Genomic DNA, 20,452 nt, shown 5'->3' on the forward strand with positions numbered 1-20,452 from the left:
CGCAAGGTAACCCGTTTGCTGGTAAGATGTCGGCGACCTAAGTAACATACCGAGTGGCAACATGTCTTTTTCCCTGACCGAAACTACCTACAGCACCGACACCCCGGAAGCCAAGCGCGCCATGTATGCCGACCTGCGCTCGCAGCTGAGCGGCCTGGTACACGGCGAGTCCGACTGGATCGCCAATACCGCCAACGCCAGCTCGCTGGTGTTCAACACCATGCCGGGCCTGAACTGGGCGGGGTTCTACTTCATGCAAGGGCCGGATGAGCTGGTGCTGGGCCCGTTCCAGGGCAAGCCGGCCTGCATCCGCATCAAGAAGGGCCGCGGCGTGTGCGGCAGCACCGTCGAAAAACGCGCCACCATCGTGGTGGAAGATGTGCACGCCTTCCCTGGCCACATCGCTTGCGACGCCGCCTCGCGTTCGGAGCTGGTGGTGCCGATTTTCGACAAGGATGGCGCGGTGATCGGTGTGTTCGACCTTGATAGCCCACGCCCGGGCCGCTTCGACGCCGTCGACGCCGAGGGCATCGAATCCCTGGTGCGCATCCTCGAACAATCCCGCCCCTGATATACCTCATACGTCGCCCCGGTCGCGCTTGACTGGGGTGGATGCCAGCACCTGGCCTGCCCTGTGAGCGGACGCGCATTGAGCTCCTGGTCAAGCACTATCCCAGCTTACGGCACGACCTTGCAGGCGAGTCGGCAGGCGGACACCCCTTGGCAACACAGCAAGCCGCGCGCGAGATCGGTTTGGCGCAAGCGGTCATGCCGGCGGCGCCGCCATCCACGGTGGACGAATTGTCGGACTTCGACTTCGAACCTTATGCCAGCAAGGCATTGCCCATGGAGCGCGCTTCCGCGGCGGCGAGGTCGAGCAGCTCGGCCAGGTCGGGGAAGGCTTCCAGGCAGTGCAGCATGTCGGCGCGCCGCACCAGGTAATCGTCCTGCGGCGCCAGCACTGGCGAAAGCACCGGGCACAGGTGGCGCGCCAGCAGCAGGGTGTCGCGCAGTCCCACTGGCGGCAGGCTGATCGCGCCGTCGCGCAGGGAAATGATGGCGGCGGCGACCTGCTCCGGCACCTGCAGCTTGCGCAGCACTTCGCGCGACACGATTTCCTGCACCGGCCCCATGCGCGGCCCCAATTCCTCCAGCACCCCCGGCACCTGGTCGGCCTGCGACAGCAAATAGAAATTGCCCGCCTCATGCACGATGCCGGCGAACAGCGCCGTATCGGGATCGCTGCGCGTGATATGGCGCGCCACCTGGTAGGCAATGGCGGCCACATGGGCTGAATACTTCCACAGCTGGTCGGCGCGCTCGCGCAACTGCGGGTCGCGCAGGCGGGCGCCGAACTGGCGCACCACCATGGCAGCCGCCAGCGAATACAGGTTGCGGTAGCCCAGGCGCATAACGGCCGCGCGCGCGCCGGTGATGGGCGGCGCGCCATGGCGGCGGAACACGGCGGCATTGGCCAGCGCCACCGCGCGCGCGGCCAGCACCGGTTCGCCCAGCACCTTGCGCGTTACCTGGTCGTCATGGCACTCGGGGTCGGCCAGCGCCAGCTGCAAGGCCAGGGCGGCATTGACGCTGGTGGGGAACACCAGTTCCCCCCGCTGTACTTCCGAAATGATAGTCGCGATATCCCTGAGCTTTTCCATGCAGGAAATTATACCGAGGCGGCGCGCAATGCGCGCACATTGCCTGGCATGCGCCGCGCGGCCTGCACCATGCGCGCCGTCGGCGCCGCTACCCGCTCTTCATTCCCCAACGTAAAGATGCTGATCGCCTTGACCAGGTTTTGCGCCTGGTCCTGCAGGCTGGCCGAGGCGGCGGCCGTCTGCTCCACCAGTGCCGCGTTCTGCTGCGTGGTGTCGTCCATCTGCGTCACGGCCATATTCACTTGCTCGATGCCGTTACCCTGCTCGGCCGACGCGGTGGCGATTTCCTGCATGATGACGGTGATGCTCTGCACGCTCTTCAGCACCTCCTGCATGGCCTGCCCCGCCTCGCCCACCAGCTTATTGCCCTGCTCCACCCGGTCCACGCTGTGGTGGATCAAATCCTTGATCTCTTTGGCGGCCGAGGCGGAACGCTGCGCCAGGTTGCGCACTTCGGACGCCACCACGGCAAAGCCGCGCCCCTGCTCGCCGGCGCGCGCCGCCTCCACGGCGGCATTCAACGCCAGGATATTGGTCTGGAAGGCGATGCCATCGATCACGGCGATGATATCGACGATCTTGCGCGAACTGTCGTTGATCTCGCCCATGGTCTGCACCACCTGGGTCACCACATGGCCGCCCTTGCTGGCCACATCGGAAGCGTTGTGTACCAGCTGGTTGGCCTGGCGCGCATTGTCGGCATTCTGCTTCACGGTGGAGGTCAGCTCCTCCATCGAGGAAGCCGTTTCCTCCAGGTTGGAGGCTTGCGATTCCAGGCGCGCCGAGACATCGGCATTGCCGGTCGCGATGTCGCGGCTGGCGGCATTGATCTGGTCCACGCTGGCGCGCACATCGGACACGATGCCGCGCAAGCTCTCGCTCATGGTTTTCAATGAGCGCAGCAACTGCCCCACCTCGTTCGGCGGGCCGACGTCGAAATCATTGTCCAGCTTTCCCTTGGCCACCTCATCCGCCACCGCAATCGCGTTTTGCAACGGCCCTGTCACCGAACGGGCGATCAACGCGCAAATCCAGGCCGCCAGTGCGAACAGGCCGAGCATGGTGATGATCATGATCCAGCGCTGCTGCTTGAAGCCAGCCACTTTGTCATTCAGCATGACGTCCAGCTCCTTGGCCGCCGCTTCGTTCAGGGCGAACTGCAGGTCGATCGCCGCCGTGGTGCGCGCCACCCATTCCTCGCCGGAATAAGTCAGCGGGTCGGCCTTGACGATCTGCTCCGTGCCAAGCTCGACAACCTTGCGCGCGGCGTCGCCGGCGGCACGCATCTGCGCGCCCAGCTTGGCGTCAATGTCCGGGTTGGCCAGCGCCGCCTTGCCAAACGCGGTCATGGTCTGGTCCAGGCGGTCCGACACGCGCGCCATGATGGAGGCTTGCTGCATGCGGTCTTCCGCCGTCGCTTCCTTCTTCGCCAGCAGGCCCGCGCCCTTGGCGCGCGACTTGCCGGTTTCTTCCGTCAGCCAGGGCAACTGGTAGAACATGGCCTGGATCAGCTGGTAGCTGTCCTTGTCCGGATCCAGGCTCAAACCGTAAGCGTCGCCGATCAGCTCATTCACCTTCAACAGCTTGGGCATCAGGCCGGTGTGCCCGGCGTAGCTTTGCGGCACGGTCAGCTTGCCTTCCGCCACACCATTGCGCAGCGCCTGCCATTCCTGCTTGGCAGCGGCAAAGGCCTCGATGATAGCTTTGTCGCCCAGGGCCGTTGCCGCCTTTTCCAGCCGGTCATACGCGGCGTCGGCCTCGACCTGCTTGGCGCGCCGCTTCTCCGCAGCCGCCTGCACGCCGCCCAGCACCAGCGCCGACAAGCCGCGATGCTGCTGGGTGTACTGCACGACCTTCAAGCCATCGACCACCACCGGCAAGCCTTCGTGTTCGCCCTGGTAGGCTTGCAGCACTTTGCCCGCTTCGCGCATATAGAGGTAAGCCGGGATAATCGCCAGCAAGGCTGCGATCAGGCCGAGAATCATGAACTTGTGGCCCAGCTTGAGCTGGCCGAGGAGCGAGGTAGGATTCATGGCAGTTTCCCAAAAAAAAGAACAATCGAAGGTGCGCACTTGCACCGCGTTACCCCTTGTTTTGATCATATGCCGAAATATCGCCAGCCGTTACAATTCGTGAGAATTAATCACGAAAATTTCTTTCTCAATCACCAGATGTGTTGCAGCGACGCGAAACAATTGCCCGGGAAGAATTTAACTTTCGTGATGCAAGCGCTGGTGCTTTGCTATAGTGCGTCTATGAAATTTCTCATGCCCTTGCTGATACTCAGTATGACGCTGCTGCAGGCAGTCAGGGCCGACACCATCACCGTTTACACCAGCGCCAATTTCGCGCCCCTGGTGATCGATGGTTCCCGAGGTATCTATCATGAAGCAATCGACTACCTGAATAAGCAGGCACCGCAGGGCACCAGTTTCCGCCTGGCTTACCTGCCGCGCAAACGTTTGCAAATGCGCCTGGAAGACGGTTCGCTGGACGGCATCGTGATAGGCATGATGCCGCAGTGGTTCGATGACGTCGCCCAAAAGAAGTATCTGTGGACCACGCCGTTCGCGGTGGACCGTTTCGTGCTGGTTTCGCGCGCCGAGAACCCCTTGCAGCCTGATGTGGCTGGCGCCTTGCATGGCAAAACCATCGGCTTGACCCTGGGCTATGTCTATCCCGGCATCGACGAATGGATCCAGCGCCATGGCCTGCTGCGGCACGATGCCATGAGCGAGGAAATCAACCTGGAAAAACTGCGCCGCGGCCGCATCGACTGCGTGGCGGTGTCGGAATCGGTGGCGCGCTACTTCGTGCGCCTGCACGCGTTGAACAGCAGCCTGACCTTGGTCGACCTGCCGGGCCGCGCCACCGAGCGCCGCTTCCTGGTGCCGCTGGGGCGCAATGACCTGTACGACAAGCTGTCGCCGATCGTCAAGCGCATGCGCGACGACCCGCAATGGCTGCGCATGACAGCCAAGTATCAGTAAGCGAATTTCACCTGCACGCCGTAGGTGCGCGGCTCGTTGACCACCGCCGTGAAGTTGTTGAAGTCGATCGCATTCACCGCCACCAGCTGGTTGCCGACATTGCGCACGAAGGCCGCCAGCTCGTAGCGCTCGCGCCCGTCCCGGTAGCCCAGGCGCAAGCCGCCATCGAGCAGGGGGCGCGCCTTGTACTCCAGCGCCTCGTAGATAAAGAAGTTGTATTTGCCGCGATAGGCCCAGTCGGTGTACGCGTACAGTTCACCGCCGCGCCAGGGCTGGCTGTAACGCAGCGTCGCGTTGGCGATCCAGCGCGGCGAGCGCGGCAACGGGTTGCCATCGACGAAGACATTGTTGGGCGCCGTGCCGCGCGGGTCGAGCACCGTGCAGCCATTGCCGCAGGGGATCACGAACAGCCCCGGGTCGCGGATCCTGGTGGCGTTGTAGCTGGCGCCCAGGCTGGCCGTCCATGCGCTGCTGGGGCGCGCCAGCCACTCCAGCTCCACGCCCTGCCCGCGCACCCTGGCCGCGTTCACCAGGCGGTTCTGGTTGACCGTGCCGCTGCCGGCGGTCAGCTGCATATCGTCCACCGTGTAACGGAAGAACGCCAGGCCGAGGCGCTGGCGACGCTGCGCGAAATCGTGCTTCCAGCCCGCTTCCCAGCTCAGGGCCTGCTCCGCGCGCGCCACGCTGATGCTGCTGCCGAACAGGATACGGCCCTGGATCGACGGCGCGCGGTAGCCGGTCGCCACGCGCGCGTACACATGGCTATCCGGCGTCAGCGTCTGCGTCGCGCCCAAGTCCCAGCTCAGGTCGTTGCCGCGCGGCTGGGCCGTCAGCCCGGCGATCGGCTGCCCGCCGGGCGCCGGTTGCGGCCGCGTCGCGAAGAAGTCCTTGCGGTCCCTGGTGTAGCGCAACCCGCCGCGCAGCAGCAGGCCCGGCTGCGCGCGCCAGGTCACGGCTCCAAAGGCGGCGGCCGAGCGGCTGTCCTGGCGCTGCCAGGCGTAGGCGTTTTGCCGGTTGCCATTGAAGGTGTCGAAGCTGAAGCTGTCGATGCGGATCTTTTCGCTGAAGCCGTACACGCCGGCCAACCAGCGCCAATGCTGCGCCGGGTCGGACTCCAGGCGCAGCTCCTGCGTCAGCTGCTTGTGCGCCGGCAGCGCGTCCGCCGTCTCGGAGGGCGAAGCGATGCGGCCCGGCCCCATGGGCGGATGCGCCACCGAACCGTAGCCGGCGTCCACGTCGGCCCGGCTGTAAAAGCGGGCCCGCTCCCAGGCCGAAATCGCGTGCAGGCTCAGGCCGCTGGTGCCCACCTGCCAGCGCAGGCGCAGGCTGGCGCCGCGCGTGTTGAAGAACTGGTGATTCATGCCGTCCGTCGGCAGGCTGGCGTAGTCGAAGCCCGGCACCAGGGCATTGCTGCCCTTTTGCAGGATGTTGGCGCGGAACAGCGTGGCGCGCCCGCCCATGCGCCGCCCGTGGCCGTTCAGCAGCGCGCTGAAAGCGCGGCTGGGCTGGTACAGCAGCTGCACGCGCGCCGCATTGTCATGGTAGCCCTCGAACTCGGTGGTGGCCGCTTCGGGCCGGTCGTTGAACACGCGGTTGGCGCGGTGCTGGCTTTGCAGCGCCACGCGCAGCGCCAGGCTGTCGCCCAGCGGCGTATTGAAGGCGCCGTCCAGGTTGCGCAGGCGCTCCTTGCCGTAGCCGGCGTTGACATAAGCTTCGCGCTTGAAGACCGGGCGCGCCGACTCGAACTTGACCACGCCACCCGGCGCGTTGCGGCCGAACAGGCTGCCCTGCGGACCGCGCAGCACCTCCACCTGCTGCAGGTCGAACAACGGGAAGGATTTCAGCAGCGGGCTTTCCTGCACCACCTCGTCGTACACCACGCTGACCGGCTGCGCCGCGTTCAGGTCGAAATCCGTGTTGCCCAGGCCGCGCAGATAGAAGCGCGGGAAGGAGCGGCCAAAGTCGGACTCGACGTGCAGGCTGGGCAGGCGCGCGGCCAGGTAGCGCAAATCGCGCCCGCTGGCGGCCAGCACATCGAGCGCCTCGCCGCGCAGGATCGAGACGTTGAACGGCACCTCCTGCACCAGCTCGGGCCGCCGCTGCGCGGTCACCACGACACTCGGTAGCGCCGCGCCATCGCCTGTTGCTTGTGCCGCCGCCGGCGCGCTGCCCGCCAGGCCAGCCACCCCGATGATCCACCATGCGCGCATGTTGCCTCCCGTTGTAGGGACGATGCTAGCAGAGATAGCTCTGCATGGCATAATGCCAACTCCCCATTTAACGTTCCCGTTAGCAATGTTTGCACTCCGTTCGCTGCTGCGTAGCGCCCTGCTCGCCTGCTTGTTCGCCGGCAGCACTATGGCATCGGCGCAACAACGGCCCGGCATGGTGTCCTTTGCCCGCCTGGCACTGCCGGACGACGTGCCGGCCCACCTGACCACCGCCATGGCGCAGGATGCGCAGGGCCTGCTGTGGATCGGGACGCAAGGCGGCCTGGTGCGTTACGACGGCTACGGCTACCAGGTTTTCCGCGCCCGCGCCGGCGATCCGCAGGCGCTCGGCGGCAGCTATATCCGCGCCCTGCACGCGGCGCGCGACGGCCGCCTGTGGGTCGGCACCATCAGCAGCGGCCTGTCGGTGTTCGACCCGCGCACGGAACGCTTCACCCAGTACCGCCACGACCCGCGACGGCCGGACAGCCTGGCCAACGACCGCGTGGACGGTGTGGCCGAACTGGCCGACGGCAGCCTGTGGCTGGCCACCGACGGCGGCCTGTCCGTACTCGATCCGGGCAGCGGCAAGTTCCGCCATTACCTGCCCGGCCAGCAGCTGCGCGCGGTGCTGCAGGATCGCGAGGGCCGCCTGTGGGTGGCCGGCCAGGCCGGCCTGCAGCGTTGGCTGGGTGAGGGACGCTTTTCAGCGCCCATCGGCCCGGCGCACGCCACCCGCCTGTTCCAGGACAGCCAGGGCCGCATCTGGATCGCCAGCGCGCGCGAAGGCGCGGCGCGCTACGATCCGGCCAGCGGCCAACTGCACCCCGTGCCGAACCTGGGCCACTACTGGGTGTACAGCATTGCCGAACCGGTGCCCGGCGAAATCTGGCTCGGCACCTTCGGCCAGGGCATCGACGTGGTAGACGGCGCCAGCCTGGCCGTGCTGGAACGCCTGCGCCACGACAGCACAGGCGTCGCCAGCATCGGCAACGACCGCATCGGCGCCCTGCTGGTGGACCGCTCCGGCATCGTCTGGGCCGGAACCTGGGGCGGCGGCGTCGCGCGCCACGACCCGGCCAGCCGCGCCTTCCTCAAGCTGCGCCACAGCCCGGCCAACCCGCATGGGCCGAGCCACCCGGCCATCGTGCGCGCGCTGGAGGCCAGCGACGGCAAGCTATGGCTGGGCACCAATGGCAACGGGGTCGACGTGCTCGATGCCGAGGGCAAGCTGGTCAGCGGCTTCCGGCCCGACGCCAAGCGCCCCGACGCCTTGGCCGACGGCGCCATCACCTGCCTGGCGCAGGGGCCGGACGGCAGTCTGTGGGTCGCCACCCTGGACGGCACCCTGCACCGCCAGCGCCCCGGCCAGGCCGGCTTTCAGCGCCTGGGCACGGCGCACGGCCTGCCCGGCGGCCCGATCCGCGCCATGCTGTTCGGCGCCGACGGCGCGCTGTGGGCCGGCGCGCAGCAGGGCCTGGCGCGCATCGGCGCCGACGGCGCCATCCGCGCCTGGCGCCACGACCCGGCCGACCCGGCCAGCCTGTCCGGGCGCGAAGTCGAGTCGCTCGCCTTCACGCCCGACGGGACGCTGTGGGTTGGCACCAACCACGGCGTCAACGCCTTCGACCCGCGCAGCGGGCGCGCGCAGCGCATCTACCGCGACCCGGCGCGCTTTGACAGCCTGCCGGACAACTGGGTGCCGGACCTGATGGTGGACCGGGACGGCCGGCTGTGGCTGGCGACCCAGGCCGGCGTCGCCATCCTGCGCAGTTTCGACGGCAAGACGGCGCACTTTGACGTGCTGTCGAGCCGCCTGAAACTGCCGGCGCAGCCGCCCGAGTCGCTGCTGCAGGACGCCCAGGGCCAGGTCTGGCTGGGCAGCCGCGTGCGCATCGATCCCCTGACCTGGCGCTGGCGCAGCTTCGACCGCGCCGACGGCAATGAGTTCCGCACCCTGTACTACGCCAGCCGCGCCCGCATGCGCCACGGCGACCTGCTGTTTGGTTCGCCGGAAGGCTTGCTGCGCGTGCGCCCGCAGCTGCTGCGGCGCTGGGAATACCAGCCGGCCGTGACGGCCACCGCCCTCAGCATCGACGGCGTCGAGCAGCCCGGCGCCGGCGTGCTGGCGGCGCGCACCCTGCTGCCCGGCCAGCGCGACCTGCGCCTGGAATTCGCCGCGCCCGACTTCAGCGCGCCGGAGCTGCAGCACTACCGCTACCGCCTGGACGGCTACGACGCCGGCTGGGTCAACGTCGATGCGCGCCAGCGGGTGGCGGCCTATACCCACTTGCCGCCGGGCGACTACCAGCTGCGGGTGCAGGCCAGCAACCGCGCCGGCCAGTGGAGTCCGCAGGAATGGCGCCTGCAGCTGCAGGTGCAGCCCGCGTTCTACCAGACGCTGTGGTTCCGCAGCGCCCTGTGGCTGCTGGGTGCGCTGGCGGTGTTCGGCCTGTTCCGCCTGCGCCTGCACCAGTTGCGCCGGCGCGGCGCGCAGCTGGAACGGCTGGTGTCCGAGCGCACCGCCGCGCTGGAAGCCACCTCGCGCCGCCTGGAGCAGGCCAGCCTGACCGACCCGCTGACCGGCCTGCACAACCGGCGCTACCTGGAGCAAACCATCCAGGCCGACTTCGACCTGGCCGCGCGCCGCCACCGCAGCGTGCCGCCCGAGCCGCATGCCGACCTGGTGCTGTTCATGCTCGACCTGGACCACTTCAAGCGCGTCAACGACGAATACGGCCACGCCGCCGGCGACGCCGTGCTGCAGCAAAGCGCCGCCGTGCTGCGCCAATGCATGCGCAGCTCGGACCACATCGTGCGCTGGGGTGGCGAGGAATTCCTGCTGCTGGCGCGCTTTATCGAGCGCGCCGACGCGCCGGCGCTGGCCGAGAAAATCCGCTGCGCCATCGCCGCCCACGAGTTCACCATCCCGGGCGGCCAGGTCTTGCGCAAGACGGTGTCGATCGGCTTTGCCGCCTTCCCCGGCATGCCGGGCCGCCCCAGCGCGCTGACGCCGCAAGCGCTGCAGCGCCTGGCCGACGCCGCCCTGTACGCGGCCAAGCACACCTGGCGCGACGCCTGGGTCGGGGTGCAGGCGCGCAGCGGCGAAGCGGGCTTGTCGCGCTTCCTGGCCGATCCGGCCAGCGCGGTGGCGGCGGGGGATGTGTCCTTATTGGTGCCGCCGCAGCGCGGCCGGGTGGTCAACTGGCACTAGGTGCCAGCCGCCTAGGCGTCGAAGTTGCCGATCACGCGCAAGTCCAGCGCCAGCTCGGCGGCAACGGCGCTGCCGTGCCGCCGCGCCGGGTGGAAACGCACTTGCAGCAAGGCCTGCTGCACGCGCTCGGCGTCGGCCTCCAGGTAGCGGTGGCGGCCCAGTTCAACCTTCTCCACCGCGCCATCGGCGCCGATCCATAACCGCACGGGCAGGTAGCCGGCGTCCAGCCCGGGCACCAGCAGCACTTGCGGGCCTTCCATGCCGGCCGCCAGGGTGGGCGCCTCGAACTCGGGCGGCGCCGCCTCCAGCGTTGCCGCCGGCACCGCGACCACGGGCGGGAGCGGGGTGGTCCGCTCCAGCGCCACCGGCAAGGGCGGCGGCAGCGCCGGGCTGGCATCCTCGGCCAGCAGGCGCACCGTCAACAGCGGCGGCGCGCTGCCGCTGGCCGCGACCGCCGCGACGCGCTCGTAGCGCGGCGCCAGCAGCCCGCCCAGGACGGCCAGGTGCAACGACACGGTCAGCGCCAGCGCGCCGGCCCGGGAGCGTTCAATTGCCAAGGCCACGCCACAGCAAGCGCTTGACCGGCACGTTGGCGTCCTGCGGCGGCATGTTGAAGGGCTTGACGCGCGGGCGCATGCCGTCCGCCGTCACGGCGTGGATCACCGGGGTGCCGCTTGGCAGCTTGCTGACGGTCATGCCGACGATCGGCGAGGACTGCTTGATGCCCACCGGCGTGTTCTGGATGACGAAGCCGCCGGTGTTGTAGTCGAGCTGATAGAGCCAGCTGTAGCCGCCGGCCTTGCAATCGGAGGCGGTCGGCACCACGCTCGACACCAGCAAGGTGCCAAAGAACAGTTGCGGATCGATGGCGACGCGCTCGCCGGCATCCTCCAGCTCCACATACCAGCCGCCATCCTCGACCCAGCTCACCTTATCCTTGGTGGCATTGACGCGCGAGACCACCTGGCCACCCACACTCTGCGGTGCCATGCCCTGCTTTTTCAGCTTGCCGGGGAACGGCACCACTTTGTCGTCGGCGTTGTCGCGCACGCCGATGATGACCTGCTTCTTGCCGCTGGCGGTCAGGTCCTCGGTGCCCAGGTAACGGCCGGTGCCGACAAACACGGAACGCTTGGTGTTGATGGTGACCACCTCCGGCGTCGTCATGATCGGCAGCTCGCGCCCCAGTTCCAGCAGCTTGCTGGCACTGCGGTTTTTCAGGTCGAAGCGCCACAGGTTGCCGTGCAGGTCGCCGCCATAGGCGCCGATCGCCAAGTTCTCGGACGCGAAGTCCTCCACCACGATGTTGATGCGCGCCAGGCCGCTCGGGTCGTCCGCACTGCCCACGCCGGTCGCGATGGCTTTGCCGTCCTGCTGGCCGGTCGCCAGGTCCAGCACGAAGACATAGCCCTGGCCGTTGCCGCCGGCAAAGCCGCCCTGGTTTGGTACATTGTTGTAGCCGGAGGTCAGCAGCACCACCCACTTGCCGTCAAGCTTGGTGATGTACGGCGTGCCATAGCTAAAGCCAACGTTGGCGTTGTCCTTGGCGGTAAAGGTCCACAGCACGCGCGGCTGGTCGGGGTCGCTGATGTCCAGCGCATAGTAGCCGCGCCCACCCTTGCCCATGGCGCCCACCAGCACTTTCTTCCAGCCGCCGATATTGGCGTCGGTCACGGCCAGCGGGCCGTCCAGGTAATAGCGGTGGTGGTCGGTGTAGTTCTCATCGGCCAGGCGCCACAATTCCGGCAGCAGCATGGGCGGGATATAGGCCCAGCGCTCGGCGCCGGTGACCGCGTCGAAGGCGTGCAGCATGCCGTCGTTGGCAGCGGCGTAAACGATGCCGTCGCGCCCCTCGCTGCCCAACTTGTATTCGGCATAGCCCTCGTCGCTGAAATCGTGCTGCGCCGCTTTCACGTACACCGGCTGCGAGTGCACGAAGTCGCCCAGGATTTTCAGGCGCTCGCGGTACAGGCGGGTGCTGGCCGTCGTGCCCGCCTTGGGGTCCTGCCCGCGCAGATAGTTGACCATCGTCTGGGCGCTGGCCTTGGCCTTTTGCTCAGGGCTCCACTCCGCATACTGGCTCAACTTGCTGTTGACGAACAGGTCGCTCTGCGCCTTGCTCAGGCCCGGGCCGCTGCTCACCACCTTGAACGGCACCAGCTGGTGGTTCTCATCCGAGGTCCAGATGGTGCGCGTGTCGCTGCCATCGGGCAGGATTTTCTTGGCCAGCTCGGTGCTGGCGCGCCAGTCGTCGGTGGTCGCCACTTCGCCATTGGTGAGGTTGATGCTGCGCCGGCTCAAATCGCCGTCCCACAGCCCGGTGCGGTAATTGGCGAGGTAGATGTAGTTGTCGCCAGCCACCGGCTGCAGGTTGGAGGTCGCCGCCGCCGCACCGCTGCCATCGACCCGCTCGATACTGCCGAGCGCCTTGCGCATGCCCTCTTCCAGCGCCACCGGATCCTGGGCGCTGAAGTACATGCCACGGCCATTGACCGCGGCGTGCCACAGATCGTCGATGGTGGTTTGCTCGTTTTCCTTCGGCCACGGCCAGTTGGTCGGCCCCTGCAGGATGTCCAGGTAGGCGCCCTTCGCCGTCTTGTAGTCGGGCGTGTAGCCGAGCGTGCCGTCCACCCCCAGGCCGAGCGTGAAGGTGGTCATGTGCTGGTGGGTGGTCACGTCGTCGTAGGCGGCATCGCCGCCGCCGCTCGGCACATTGTTCTCGCTGAGCGGGCCCGTCGTGCGCAGGTCGGTGACATAGTAATGGTAGGCCACATCGGCCAGCGTCTTCTTGGTCTCGTTCGCCGGGGTCGGCGCGTAGAACGGACGCGCCACGCCTTTCACGCCGTCCAGGTCTTTCACGGTGGAGTCGGAATCGCCGCCGTTCCAGTAGCCGTCGGTGGCCAGGATGGCGAAATTGCGCTGGCAGGAGAACTGGATCGGGTCGTCCGTGTATACCTTGCTGGTGCCGGCATACATCTTGCCCACCTCATTCAGCGATTCGCGCAGTGGCGTGCCGCCGGAAGGCACCACATCATACAGCTCATCGAAAAAGTCCTGCTTCTGCTTGCCCTCGAACTCCTTGATCGGCAAATTGATGGCGGGCACCTTCTGGGCGTTCTTGTTGATCGTGGTCAGGCCGATGCGGGCGTGGAAGAACGTGGCGTCATCGGGATCGGCCTTCAGCGCGGCGCCGGTCTTGGGTACGCCGCGCACATCGACGAAAGCGTGGCCGATGGAGGACTTGGCCATCTGCGCGCGGGTACGGTACCAGGCGTACCAGTTGGCGAAGTTGCTCATCTCTTCGGCGTAGGTACAGTCGCTGCCCAGGCAATCGGTGCGGGTGATGGCGCGCGGATAGGATTTCCGGTCCGGGTGGATGTCGACCCGCTGCCAGCCACTATGCACCAGGTTGCTGTACTCGGTGGTGCGGCGTGGCTGGCATTTCTTCGCGCTGCCGGTGCCATCGCACCACTCGATCTTCACATTGTAGTAATACGGCGCGCCATACGCCACCGACAGCTCCGAGTAGGTGGCGTTGGGATACAAGTAATCGCTGTTGACCACGGCCGGGCGGCACTCTTTCACCTTGCCGCCGCACCATTTACGCTCCGGATATCGTTTGGTCAGGTCGATGGTGGTCGCCGGCGCCACCTGCGCGCAACCGCTGTTGCACGGCTCGGTCGAGGCTTTGGCGGTTTCATTGAACAGCTTGTCAATGGTTTGCACATTGTAGCCGTCGCTCGGCACCGCGCTCCACGCCACCGCCGTGCTGTAGCTGGTATTGCCCAGGGGGTCGGCCTTGCGCTGGCCATCGGCCTTGACCGGCCACTGGTAGCGCACCGCCGGATTGTAATACGCCCGGTTGAACGCGCTGGCGAAGTACAAGGGGTCGCCCTGTTCGCAGACCGCCTTGAAACCGCCGCTGGTATCGCGGCAGTAATACTCGAAGACCTGGTCCGAACGCTTGCGCACATAGTCGGGCATATAGTCCCAGGCCATGCTGCCGGAGTTGTCCAGGTCGAGCATGATGTTGGGCAGGACGGCGCTGGTGGTGGCGTTGGCCAGCGGCTTGTTGGCCAGGTCGGTATCGCCGGCCTGGGTGGCAGCGCTCAACAGCAGGCTGGCGCCGCACAGGGCCGCGGCCGGAAGGTGGTGGGTAAATAGCCTCATGGATCTCAGGGGGATGTCAGCGGTTATTGTTGGATGATGGTCTGTGCGTAAGCGACGTTGAAGCGCGGGCCGGTGACGCGCACCGTGATGCGGTACAGGCCGCGGTTGGCCACTTCCGGCCAGCCGCCTGGCTTGTCGTTCTCCATCTGCAGGCGGCCGCCCTCGCTGTTGCCCTCCACTTCCGACTCTTCGGTGGAGCAGGTGCTGGCATCCAGCGGACCGGGCTTGTTGCACATGCGGTGCACCACGTACGACACCTGGTTGCCGACCGCGTCTTTGGGCAATTGCTTGACCTGGTCGTCGTCGTTCCAGTCCAGGTCATCGTCGCCGGTTTCCGGCAGCGCGTTGCCGGTCAGGTCGAGCTTGTCCTGGCGCGTGGCGTAATAGCCGTTGGATGGCTGGTCATCGGTCAGGCTGGCGCCGTTCGCGCGCACCCACAGGATGGCCGCCTCCACGCCGGCATCGGCGCTGATGGCGGCGCTTTGCTTGAAGGCCAGGTTGCCGGCGATCAGGGACGAGGTGTCGACCGAGCGCACCAGGGCCAGGCTGGCCAGGGTCAGCGCCACCAGCACGATCAGGGTCATGACCAGCACCACCCCGCCCTGCAGGCGGCGCGGCAGGCGCGGCTTGCGTTTCATATTTCACTCCAGATAACGTTGCGCAGCGGGACCACGGTCTCGAACACGCGGTAGCGATAGCAGCCCCAGTCCGCCGGGTATTTTTCGGCGTTGTAGCTGACCCATTCCGGCCAGCCTTTCACCTTGCCATCCTTGATGGTGGTGGTCGAGCATTTGCCGGCGCCATCCTGGTCCCGCTCGTACTGGTTGGCACGCGCCACGACCACCATGCGGATCGCCTTGATGCGTGGCCAGTCGCTTGGACCGGGCGACTTCCAGGGCGCGGCGTTGGCATCGACCCAGCTGGTGACATTCTGCTGGCCGGCGTTGGCCACGCCGTATTGCGCCTGCAAGTCCAGGATGTCGGCCATCACCAGTTCCGGCGCCTGGCCGTTATCGCTGCGCTCCAGGCGGCGCGTGGCCAGGTCGATCGCATAGGCCTTGGTGAAGGTGGCGCTGACACCGGTCGGCTTGAAGCAGGTCACGCTGGCGCCCTTCCCATATCGGGGCCAGTTGTTCTCGTTCTGGTAGCTGGCGGGCGGGTTGAACATGCCATTCTTGCCGGGATTGTGCTGGATTTTCGGCTTGCTGCCCTGGTCCAGGATCTCGGTGATATTGGCCAGGGTGCACACGCCCGGCTGGCGCAGCATGATCAGGTCGCCCTCCTCGCAGCCGGACACGGAATTGACATCCAGCACGGCCGATGGCTGCGGCATGGTGCGCGCCAGCTTGACTTTGCTGGGCATCTGGAACGAGCCGTTTTCCGGGTCGGCGAAATACTGCACGGCCACCGAATCCGGGCCGCCGTCGGCGCCGTCGGTGATCAGCAGCGGCGCGAAGTTCAGGCCGTTGATCGGGCCTTCCACGCCGCCGCACGCCGGGCTGCCATCGCAGTAGGTATACAATTTTTCGCACTCCGCCGACTGCTTGGGCGACATGCCCCAACCCGCCATGCGGGCGTCGTTCTCGATCATGTACAGCGCGATCGCGCCGCTCGACTGGGCGTCGGCGCCGGTGGTCACATTGCGTTTGCGTCCTTCGGCGTTCTGGAACACTTGCAGCACGATGACCATGCTGATCAAGCCGACCAGCAAGCCCACCATGATCTCGACCAAGCCGAAACCTTTTTGTAAACGTTGCATGGGATTCCTTAGTTAATCAATCCCACCGTCTCGTAACGATGGGTAACTTTTTCACCGGGCGCCTTCCAGCTCACGGTGATGGTGACCTGCGGACCCTGGCGCACCACCGTGCGCTTACCGTCAGGCAGGCCGGGCACCCCCACATCCTTGCCCACGAATTTGTCCGGCTCGTTGCGGTTGACCCACATCTGGCCCATCAACTGGTTGGCGATAAAGCTCGCTTCCAGGCGGTACTTGGCGTCGCTGGCCTGGCTGGCCGCCGAGGCTTGCAGCCAGATCATGGCCAGGATGCCGAGCGAGAAGATGACGATGGCGGCCATCGCTTCAATCAAGGCGCTGCCCTGCTGTTTACCAGCATTTGGTCGTTGCTTCATGGTGGATTCCTTAACTGCAGCCTTGCGGATTGGCGGCTAGCGCCAGGGCCGGATCGCACATGCGCACCTGGCCGCCGGAACTGATGGTGATCACATAGCGGCGCGCCTGGGCCGCGTCCGGGTTGGTGACATCGATGCGGGTGACGTCATTGCCGTTGCCGGCGCCCGGCGCCTGCCCCAGATAGTTGAACGTGACGCCCGCCAGCAAGCCGGTGCCGGGCGCGATGGCGGCGCCGAAATGGCCAGGCGCGACCGGCTGCACCAGCGCGTCCTTGTTGACGCCCAGGCGCGGCGCCTCGCCGCCCTCACGCGGCAGGCGGCTTTGGATAATGGCCGGGCAGTCGGCGTTCGGCACTTTGCAGCCGACGCTCCACGCCACTTTGCCGTCCTGGTCGGTCAGCTTGAAGTTCACTTGCGCGTTGCGCCGCAGCGATTCCATACGCGCCAGCTGCAGGCCGTTCAGCACTGATTCGGCGGCGGCGCGGTTCTGCGCGTCCTGCATCCAGCGTATGAACGAGGGCGTGCCGGCCGCCATCAGGATGGCGACGATGCTGATACCGATCATCAGCTCGATCAAGCCGAGCCCCGCCTGCCGGCGCATCAGCACTTGCCGCTCCGATTGGTCACCCAGCACTCATCCGACTTGGTCCAGCCGGTCGGCACGGCCACCGTGCTGCGCGCATTTTTTTCATCAATGCGGTAGGTAAAGCCGGCCATCTTGCCTTTGCCCTCGGCACGCAGGACAAAGCTGTTGCCGTCCGCGCCGATCTGGCAGGCGACGTCAAAATCGGCCAGGTTCTTCGGCGGCTCGGTCGCCGATTTGTCGACGCACGCGCCGGCATAGCTGCGGTTGTCCTGGAAATGCTGCTCCATCTTGGCGCGCAATTCCGACAGCGCGGCGGTCGCGGGCGGAATGCGACCACGCTTCACATAGTCGGCATAGGCCGGCATGGCGACGGCGGCCAGGATGCCGATAATAACGATGGTTACCATTAGTTCCATCAGGGTAAAACCAGCCATAGCTACTCTTCTCACAATATTTCCCCAAATAGTCGAAAAACTCTTGCAAAAACACAATTTGACAGAAGTTTAACGTTAAATTCAAATTAAGTGGCGCACTTTGTTGCCGAACAGCATCACGTTAATTCCTTGATATTATTGAGAAATCACAAGTTTTGATTGCAAAATCGCCACTTTTAGTTCAAAACGACAACATCATGCAGCAGCGTATGGCGAACCCGCCGGGTGGAGTAAAATGCAAGGTTTATGCGCGCGCAGCGCGCGGCCCGATCCCAACGTACCGATGACCACCCTGCCAGCCGAAATCAATCCCGACGCCGTCAAGAACAGCGCGGCCGAAAAAGTCACCCCGATGATGGCGCAATACCTGCGCATCAAGGCCGATTACCCGAACATGCTGGTGTTCTACCGCATGGGCGACTTCTATGAGCTGTTCTTCGACGACGCCGAGAAGGCCTCGCGCGTGCTGGGCATTACGCTGACGGCGCGCGGCAGCCAGAATGGCGTGCCGATCAAAATGGCCGGGGTGCCGTTCCATTCGCTGGACGGCTACCTGGCCAAGCTGGTGAAAGTGGGCGAATCGTGCGCGATCGCCGAGCAGATCGGCGACCCGGCCCTGGCCAAGGGCCCGGTGGAACGCAAGGTGGTGCGCGTGGTGACCCCGGGCACCCTGACCGACTCCGACCTGCTGCCGGAAAAATCGGAACGCCCGCTGCTGGCGATGACGATGATTAACAACCGCAAGCACATCACCTGCGGCCTGGCCTGGCTCTCGCTCGCTTCCGGCGCGCTGCGCCTGATGGAATTTTCCGGCGACCAGCGCAGCGTCAATGTGCGCCTGCTGCAGGAACTGGAACGCATCGCCCCGGCCGAGATCCTGCGCGGCGACGATGCCGACATGTTCGACGAGATCACCCTGTGCCACGTGAACAATGTGCCGGCCTGGCACTTCGACGTGGTGCACGGCCACAAGGCCCTGCTCGACCAGTTGGCCGTGGCCACCCTGACCGGCTTCGGCGCGGAAGGCCTGGGCGCGGCGTTCGGCGCGGCCGGCGCCCTGCTGCGCTACGCGCAAAACACCCAGGGGCGCGGCCTGCAGCACGTCAGGAGCCTGTCCTGCGAAACGGAGAACGAGTACATCGGCCTTGACGCGGCCACCCGTCGCAACCTGGAGCTGACCGAAACCATCCGCGGCCAGGAATCCCCGACCCTGTTCTCGCTGCTGGACCACTGCCGCACCGCCATGGGTTCGCGCCTGCTGCGCCACTGGCTGCACCACGCCAAGCGCGACCAGTCGGTGGCGCGCGCGCGGCATGACGCCATCGCAGCCCTGATGCAGCACGACACCACCGGCTCGCTGGCCTACCACCTGGCGCAGGTGCCGGATATTGAGCGCATCACCACCCGCGTGGCCTTGCTGTCGGCCCGCCCGCGCGACCTGTCGGCGCTGCGCGACGGCCTGCAGCAACTGCCGCAGCTGCAGCACGCCATGCTGCGCGCCCTGGGCCACGACAATGCCGACGGCCTCTTGGCGCGCCTGCATCACGGCCTGAATTCGCCGCAGGACTGCGTTGACCTGCTGGTGCGCGCCGTGATGCCGGAACCGGCCACCATGGTGCGCGACGGCGGCGTGATCGCACGCGGCTACGACGCCGAGCTGGATGAACTGCGCGGCCTGTCGGAAAACGCCGGCCAGTACCTGGTCGACCTGGAAACGCGCGAGCGCGAGCGCACCGGCATCGCCAACCTGCGCGTGGAATACAACCGGGTGCACGGCTTCTACATCGAAGTCACCAACGGCCAGGCCGACAAGGTGCCGGACGACTACCGCCGCCGCCAGACCCTGAAGAACTGCGAGCGCTACATCACGCCGGAACTGAAGGCCTTTGAGGACAAGGCGCTGTCGGCGCAGGACCGCGCCCTGGCGCGCGAGAAGATGCTGTACGAGGAGCTGCTGGCCGCGCTGGCGCCCTTCATCGGCCCTCTGCAGTCGATCGCCCAGGCCCTGGCCCAGGTCGACACCCTGTGCGCCCTGACCGAGCATGCGCTGCGCCACAACTGGTGCGCGCCGCAGCTGGTGGCCGAGCCGTGCATCAGCATCGTGGAAGGCCGCCACCCGGTGGTGGAAAACCAGATCGAACGCTTCATCGCCAACGACTGCAAGTTCCAGGCCGAACGCCGCCTGCTGCTGATCACCGGCCCCAACATGGGCGGTAAGTCGACCTATATGCGCCAGGTTGCCTTGATCACCCTGCTGGCCTATATCGGCAGCTACGTGCCGGCCGCCAGCGCCACCATCGGCCCGATCGACCGCGTCTTCACCCGCATCGGCGCCACCGACGACCTGGCCGGCGGCCGCTCCACCTTCATGGTGGAGATGACCGAGGCGGCCAGCATCCTGAACGGCGCCAGCGAACACTCGCTGGTGCTGATGGATGAAATCGGGCGCGGCACCTCGACCTTCGACGGCCTGGCGCTGGCCTGGGCCATTGCGCGCCACCTGATCGAAACCAGCCGCAGCTTCACCCTGTTCGCCACCCACTACTTCGAGCTGACCCAGTTGCCGGAGGCGCATCCGACCGCCGCCAACGTGCACCTGTCGGCGGTGGAGCACAAGGATTCCATCGTGTTCCTGCACGCGGTGCAGAACGGCCCGGCCTCGCAAAGCTACGGCTTGCAGGTGGCGCAGCTGGCCGGCGTGCCGCAGCCGGTGATCAAGGCCGCGCGCAAGCACCTGGCGCGCCTGGAAGCGCAGGCGCTGGACGCGACGCCGCAGCTGGACCTGTTCGCGGCGCCGCTGGCCGACGCCAACGACGACGAGGCGCAAGCCCCGGCGCCCGTGGCCGCCGATCCGCGCGCCGAGGACGTGCTGGCCGCGCTGGACGACATCGATCCGGACGCCATGACCCCGCGCGAGGCGTTGGAGCAGTTGTACCAGCTGAAGCGCCTGGCCCAGGCATGATGATCCCCGTGGCCGCCGCGCGCCCTGCCTTGCCGTACCGCGCCGCTGCCGCGCTGCTGGCCGCCGCCCTGCTGGCGGCGGGCGCCGCCGCC

The 20,452-nt window shown here is 66.6% G+C and carries 14 protein-coding genes; 4 read left to right on the forward strand and 10 right to left on the reverse strand.

The annotated features are described in order from the left end of the window. Positions 1-61: 61 nt before the first annotated feature. The gene (msrC, locus tag GTP41_RS25545) at positions 62-571 is read left to right on the forward strand and encodes a free L-methionine (R)-S-oxide reductase MsrC (protein WP_161028414.1); all 510 of its coding nucleotides are present in this window, start codon (positions 62-64) and stop codon (positions 569-571) included. A gap of 253 nt (positions 572-824) precedes the next feature. On the opposite strand, the gene GTP41_RS25550 is transcribed toward msrC, so the two are convergent. After that, positions 825-1,661, reverse strand: a complete 837-nt coding sequence (locus GTP41_RS25550; protein WP_161028415.1) for an HDOD domain-containing protein — start codon at positions 1,659-1,661, stop codon at positions 825-827. 8 nt (positions 1,662-1,669) lie between these two features. Further along, entirely contained in the window at positions 1,670-3,694 is a 2,025-nt protein-coding gene (locus GTP41_RS27870; protein WP_161028416.1) for a methyl-accepting chemotaxis protein, read from the reverse strand. A 234-nt stretch (positions 3,695-3,928) separates the two neighbouring features. Here GTP41_RS27870 and GTP41_RS25560 point away from each other — a divergent pair, with 234 nt between their 5' ends. Further along, a complete protein-coding gene (locus GTP41_RS25560) occupies positions 3,929-4,651 on the forward strand; it encodes a substrate-binding periplasmic protein (RefSeq protein ID WP_229503074.1) in 723 nt (240 codons plus the stop codon). Here GTP41_RS25560 and GTP41_RS25565 read toward each other — a convergent pair. Then, complete coding sequence (locus GTP41_RS25565) at positions 4,645-6,861, reverse strand: TonB-dependent receptor (protein WP_229503075.1); 2,217 nt, start codon at positions 6,859-6,861, stop codon at positions 4,645-4,647. The genes GTP41_RS25560 and GTP41_RS25565 overlap by 7 nt on opposite strands. An 85-nt stretch (positions 6,862-6,946) precedes the next feature. Here GTP41_RS25565 and GTP41_RS25570 point away from each other — a divergent pair, with 85 nt between their 5' ends. Beyond that, positions 6,947-10,075, forward strand: a complete 3,129-nt coding sequence (locus tag GTP41_RS25570; protein WP_161028419.1) for a ligand-binding sensor domain-containing diguanylate cyclase — start codon at positions 6,947-6,949, stop codon at positions 10,073-10,075. 11 nt (positions 10,076-10,086) lie between these two features. Here GTP41_RS25570 and GTP41_RS25575 read toward each other — a convergent pair whose 3' ends face one another. Genes GTP41_RS25575 through GTP41_RS25605 form a run of 7 tightly spaced genes read right to left on the reverse strand, consistent with a single transcriptional unit; the run spans position 10,087 to position 17,398 of the window. Further along, a complete protein-coding gene (locus tag GTP41_RS25575; RefSeq protein ID WP_161028420.1) occupies positions 10,087-10,632 on the reverse strand; it encodes a hypothetical protein in 546 nt (181 codons plus the stop codon). Further along, a complete protein-coding gene (locus GTP41_RS25580; RefSeq protein ID WP_161028421.1) occupies positions 10,622-14,245 on the reverse strand; it encodes a pilus assembly protein in 3,624 nt (1,207 codons plus the stop codon). Before GTP41_RS25580 ends, GTP41_RS25575 begins: the two co-directional genes overlap by 11 nt. A 23-nt stretch (positions 14,246-14,268) precedes the next feature. Further along, positions 14,269-14,883, reverse strand: a complete 615-nt coding sequence (locus tag GTP41_RS25585; RefSeq protein WP_161028422.1) for a pilus assembly PilX family protein — start codon at positions 14,881-14,883, stop codon at positions 14,269-14,271. After that, on the reverse strand, positions 14,880-16,004 hold the full coding sequence (locus GTP41_RS25590) for a PilW family protein (protein WP_161028423.1): 1,125 nt from the start codon (positions 16,002-16,004) through the stop codon (positions 14,880-14,882). The genes GTP41_RS25585 and GTP41_RS25590 overlap by 4 nt, the downstream gene beginning before the upstream one ends. Before the next feature lie 8 nt (positions 16,005-16,012). Then, positions 16,013-16,378: a type IV pilus modification PilV family protein gene (locus GTP41_RS25595; RefSeq protein WP_161028424.1), complete on the reverse strand. Its 366-nt coding sequence runs from the start codon at positions 16,376-16,378 to the stop codon at positions 16,013-16,015. 10 nt (positions 16,379-16,388) lie between these two features. Beyond that, on the reverse strand, positions 16,389-17,012 hold the full coding sequence (locus GTP41_RS25600) for a GspH/FimT family pseudopilin (RefSeq protein WP_161028425.1): 624 nt from the start codon (positions 17,010-17,012) through the stop codon (positions 16,389-16,391). Next, positions 16,979-17,398, reverse strand: a complete 420-nt coding sequence (locus GTP41_RS25605; RefSeq protein WP_161028426.1) for a type IV pilin protein — start codon at positions 17,396-17,398, stop codon at positions 16,979-16,981. Before GTP41_RS25605 ends, GTP41_RS25600 begins: the two co-directional genes overlap by 34 nt. A 283-nt stretch (positions 17,399-17,681) precedes the next feature. Here GTP41_RS25605 and mutS point away from each other — a divergent pair, with 283 nt between their 5' ends. Then, positions 17,682-20,360, forward strand: a complete 2,679-nt coding sequence (gene mutS, locus GTP41_RS25610; protein WP_161028430.1) for a DNA mismatch repair protein MutS — start codon at positions 17,682-17,684, stop codon at positions 20,358-20,360. The last annotated feature ends 92 nt before the right edge of the window (positions 20,361-20,452 follow it).

This window comes from Pseudoduganella guangdongensis (genome assembly GCF_009857475.1).
GTDB lineage: Bacteria > Pseudomonadota > Gammaproteobacteria > Burkholderiales > Burkholderiaceae_D > Rugamonas > Rugamonas guangdongensis.

Bases quoted from the DNA above. Each gene is read 5' to 3' on its own strand.
- GTP41_RS27870 (WP_161028416.1), bottom strand. From the start codon at position 3,694: ATGAATCCTACCTCGCTCCTCGGCCAGCTCAAGCTGGGCCACAAGTTC.
- GTP41_RS25570 (WP_161028419.1), top strand. From the start codon at position 6,947: ATGTTTGCACTCCGTTCGCTGCTGCGTAGCGCCCTGCTCGCCTGCTTG.
- GTP41_RS25560 (WP_229503074.1), top strand. From the start codon at position 3,929: ATGCCCTTGCTGATACTCAGTATGACGCTGCTGCAGGCAGTCAGGGCC.
- GTP41_RS25585 (WP_161028422.1), bottom strand. From the start codon at position 14,883: ATGAAACGCAAGCCGCGCCTGCCGCGCCGCCTGCAGGGCGGGGTGGTG.
- GTP41_RS25580 (WP_161028421.1), bottom strand. From the start codon at position 14,245: ATGAGGCTATTTACCCACCACCTTCCGGCCGCGGCCCTGTGCGGCGCC.
- GTP41_RS25565 (WP_229503075.1), bottom strand. From the start codon at position 6,861: ATGCGCGCATGGTGGATCATCGGGGTGGCTGGCCTGGCGGGCAGCGCG.
- GTP41_RS25605 (WP_161028426.1), bottom strand. From the start codon at position 17,398: ATGGCTGGTTTTACCCTGATGGAACTAATGGTAACCATCGTTATTATC.
- GTP41_RS25590 (WP_161028423.1), bottom strand. From the start codon at position 16,004: ATGCAACGTTTACAAAAAGGTTTCGGCTTGGTCGAGATCATGGTGGGC.
- GTP41_RS25550 (WP_161028415.1), bottom strand. From the start codon at position 1,661: ATGGAAAAGCTCAGGGATATCGCGACTATCATTTCGGAAGTACAGCGG.
- mutS (WP_161028430.1), top strand. From the start codon at position 17,682: ATGACCACCCTGCCAGCCGAAATCAATCCCGACGCCGTCAAGAACAGC.
- GTP41_RS25595 (WP_161028424.1), bottom strand. From the start codon at position 16,378: ATGAAGCAACGACCAAATGCTGGTAAACAGCAGGGCAGCGCCTTGATT.
- msrC (WP_161028414.1), top strand. From the start codon at position 62: ATGTCTTTTTCCCTGACCGAAACTACCTACAGCACCGACACCCCGGAA.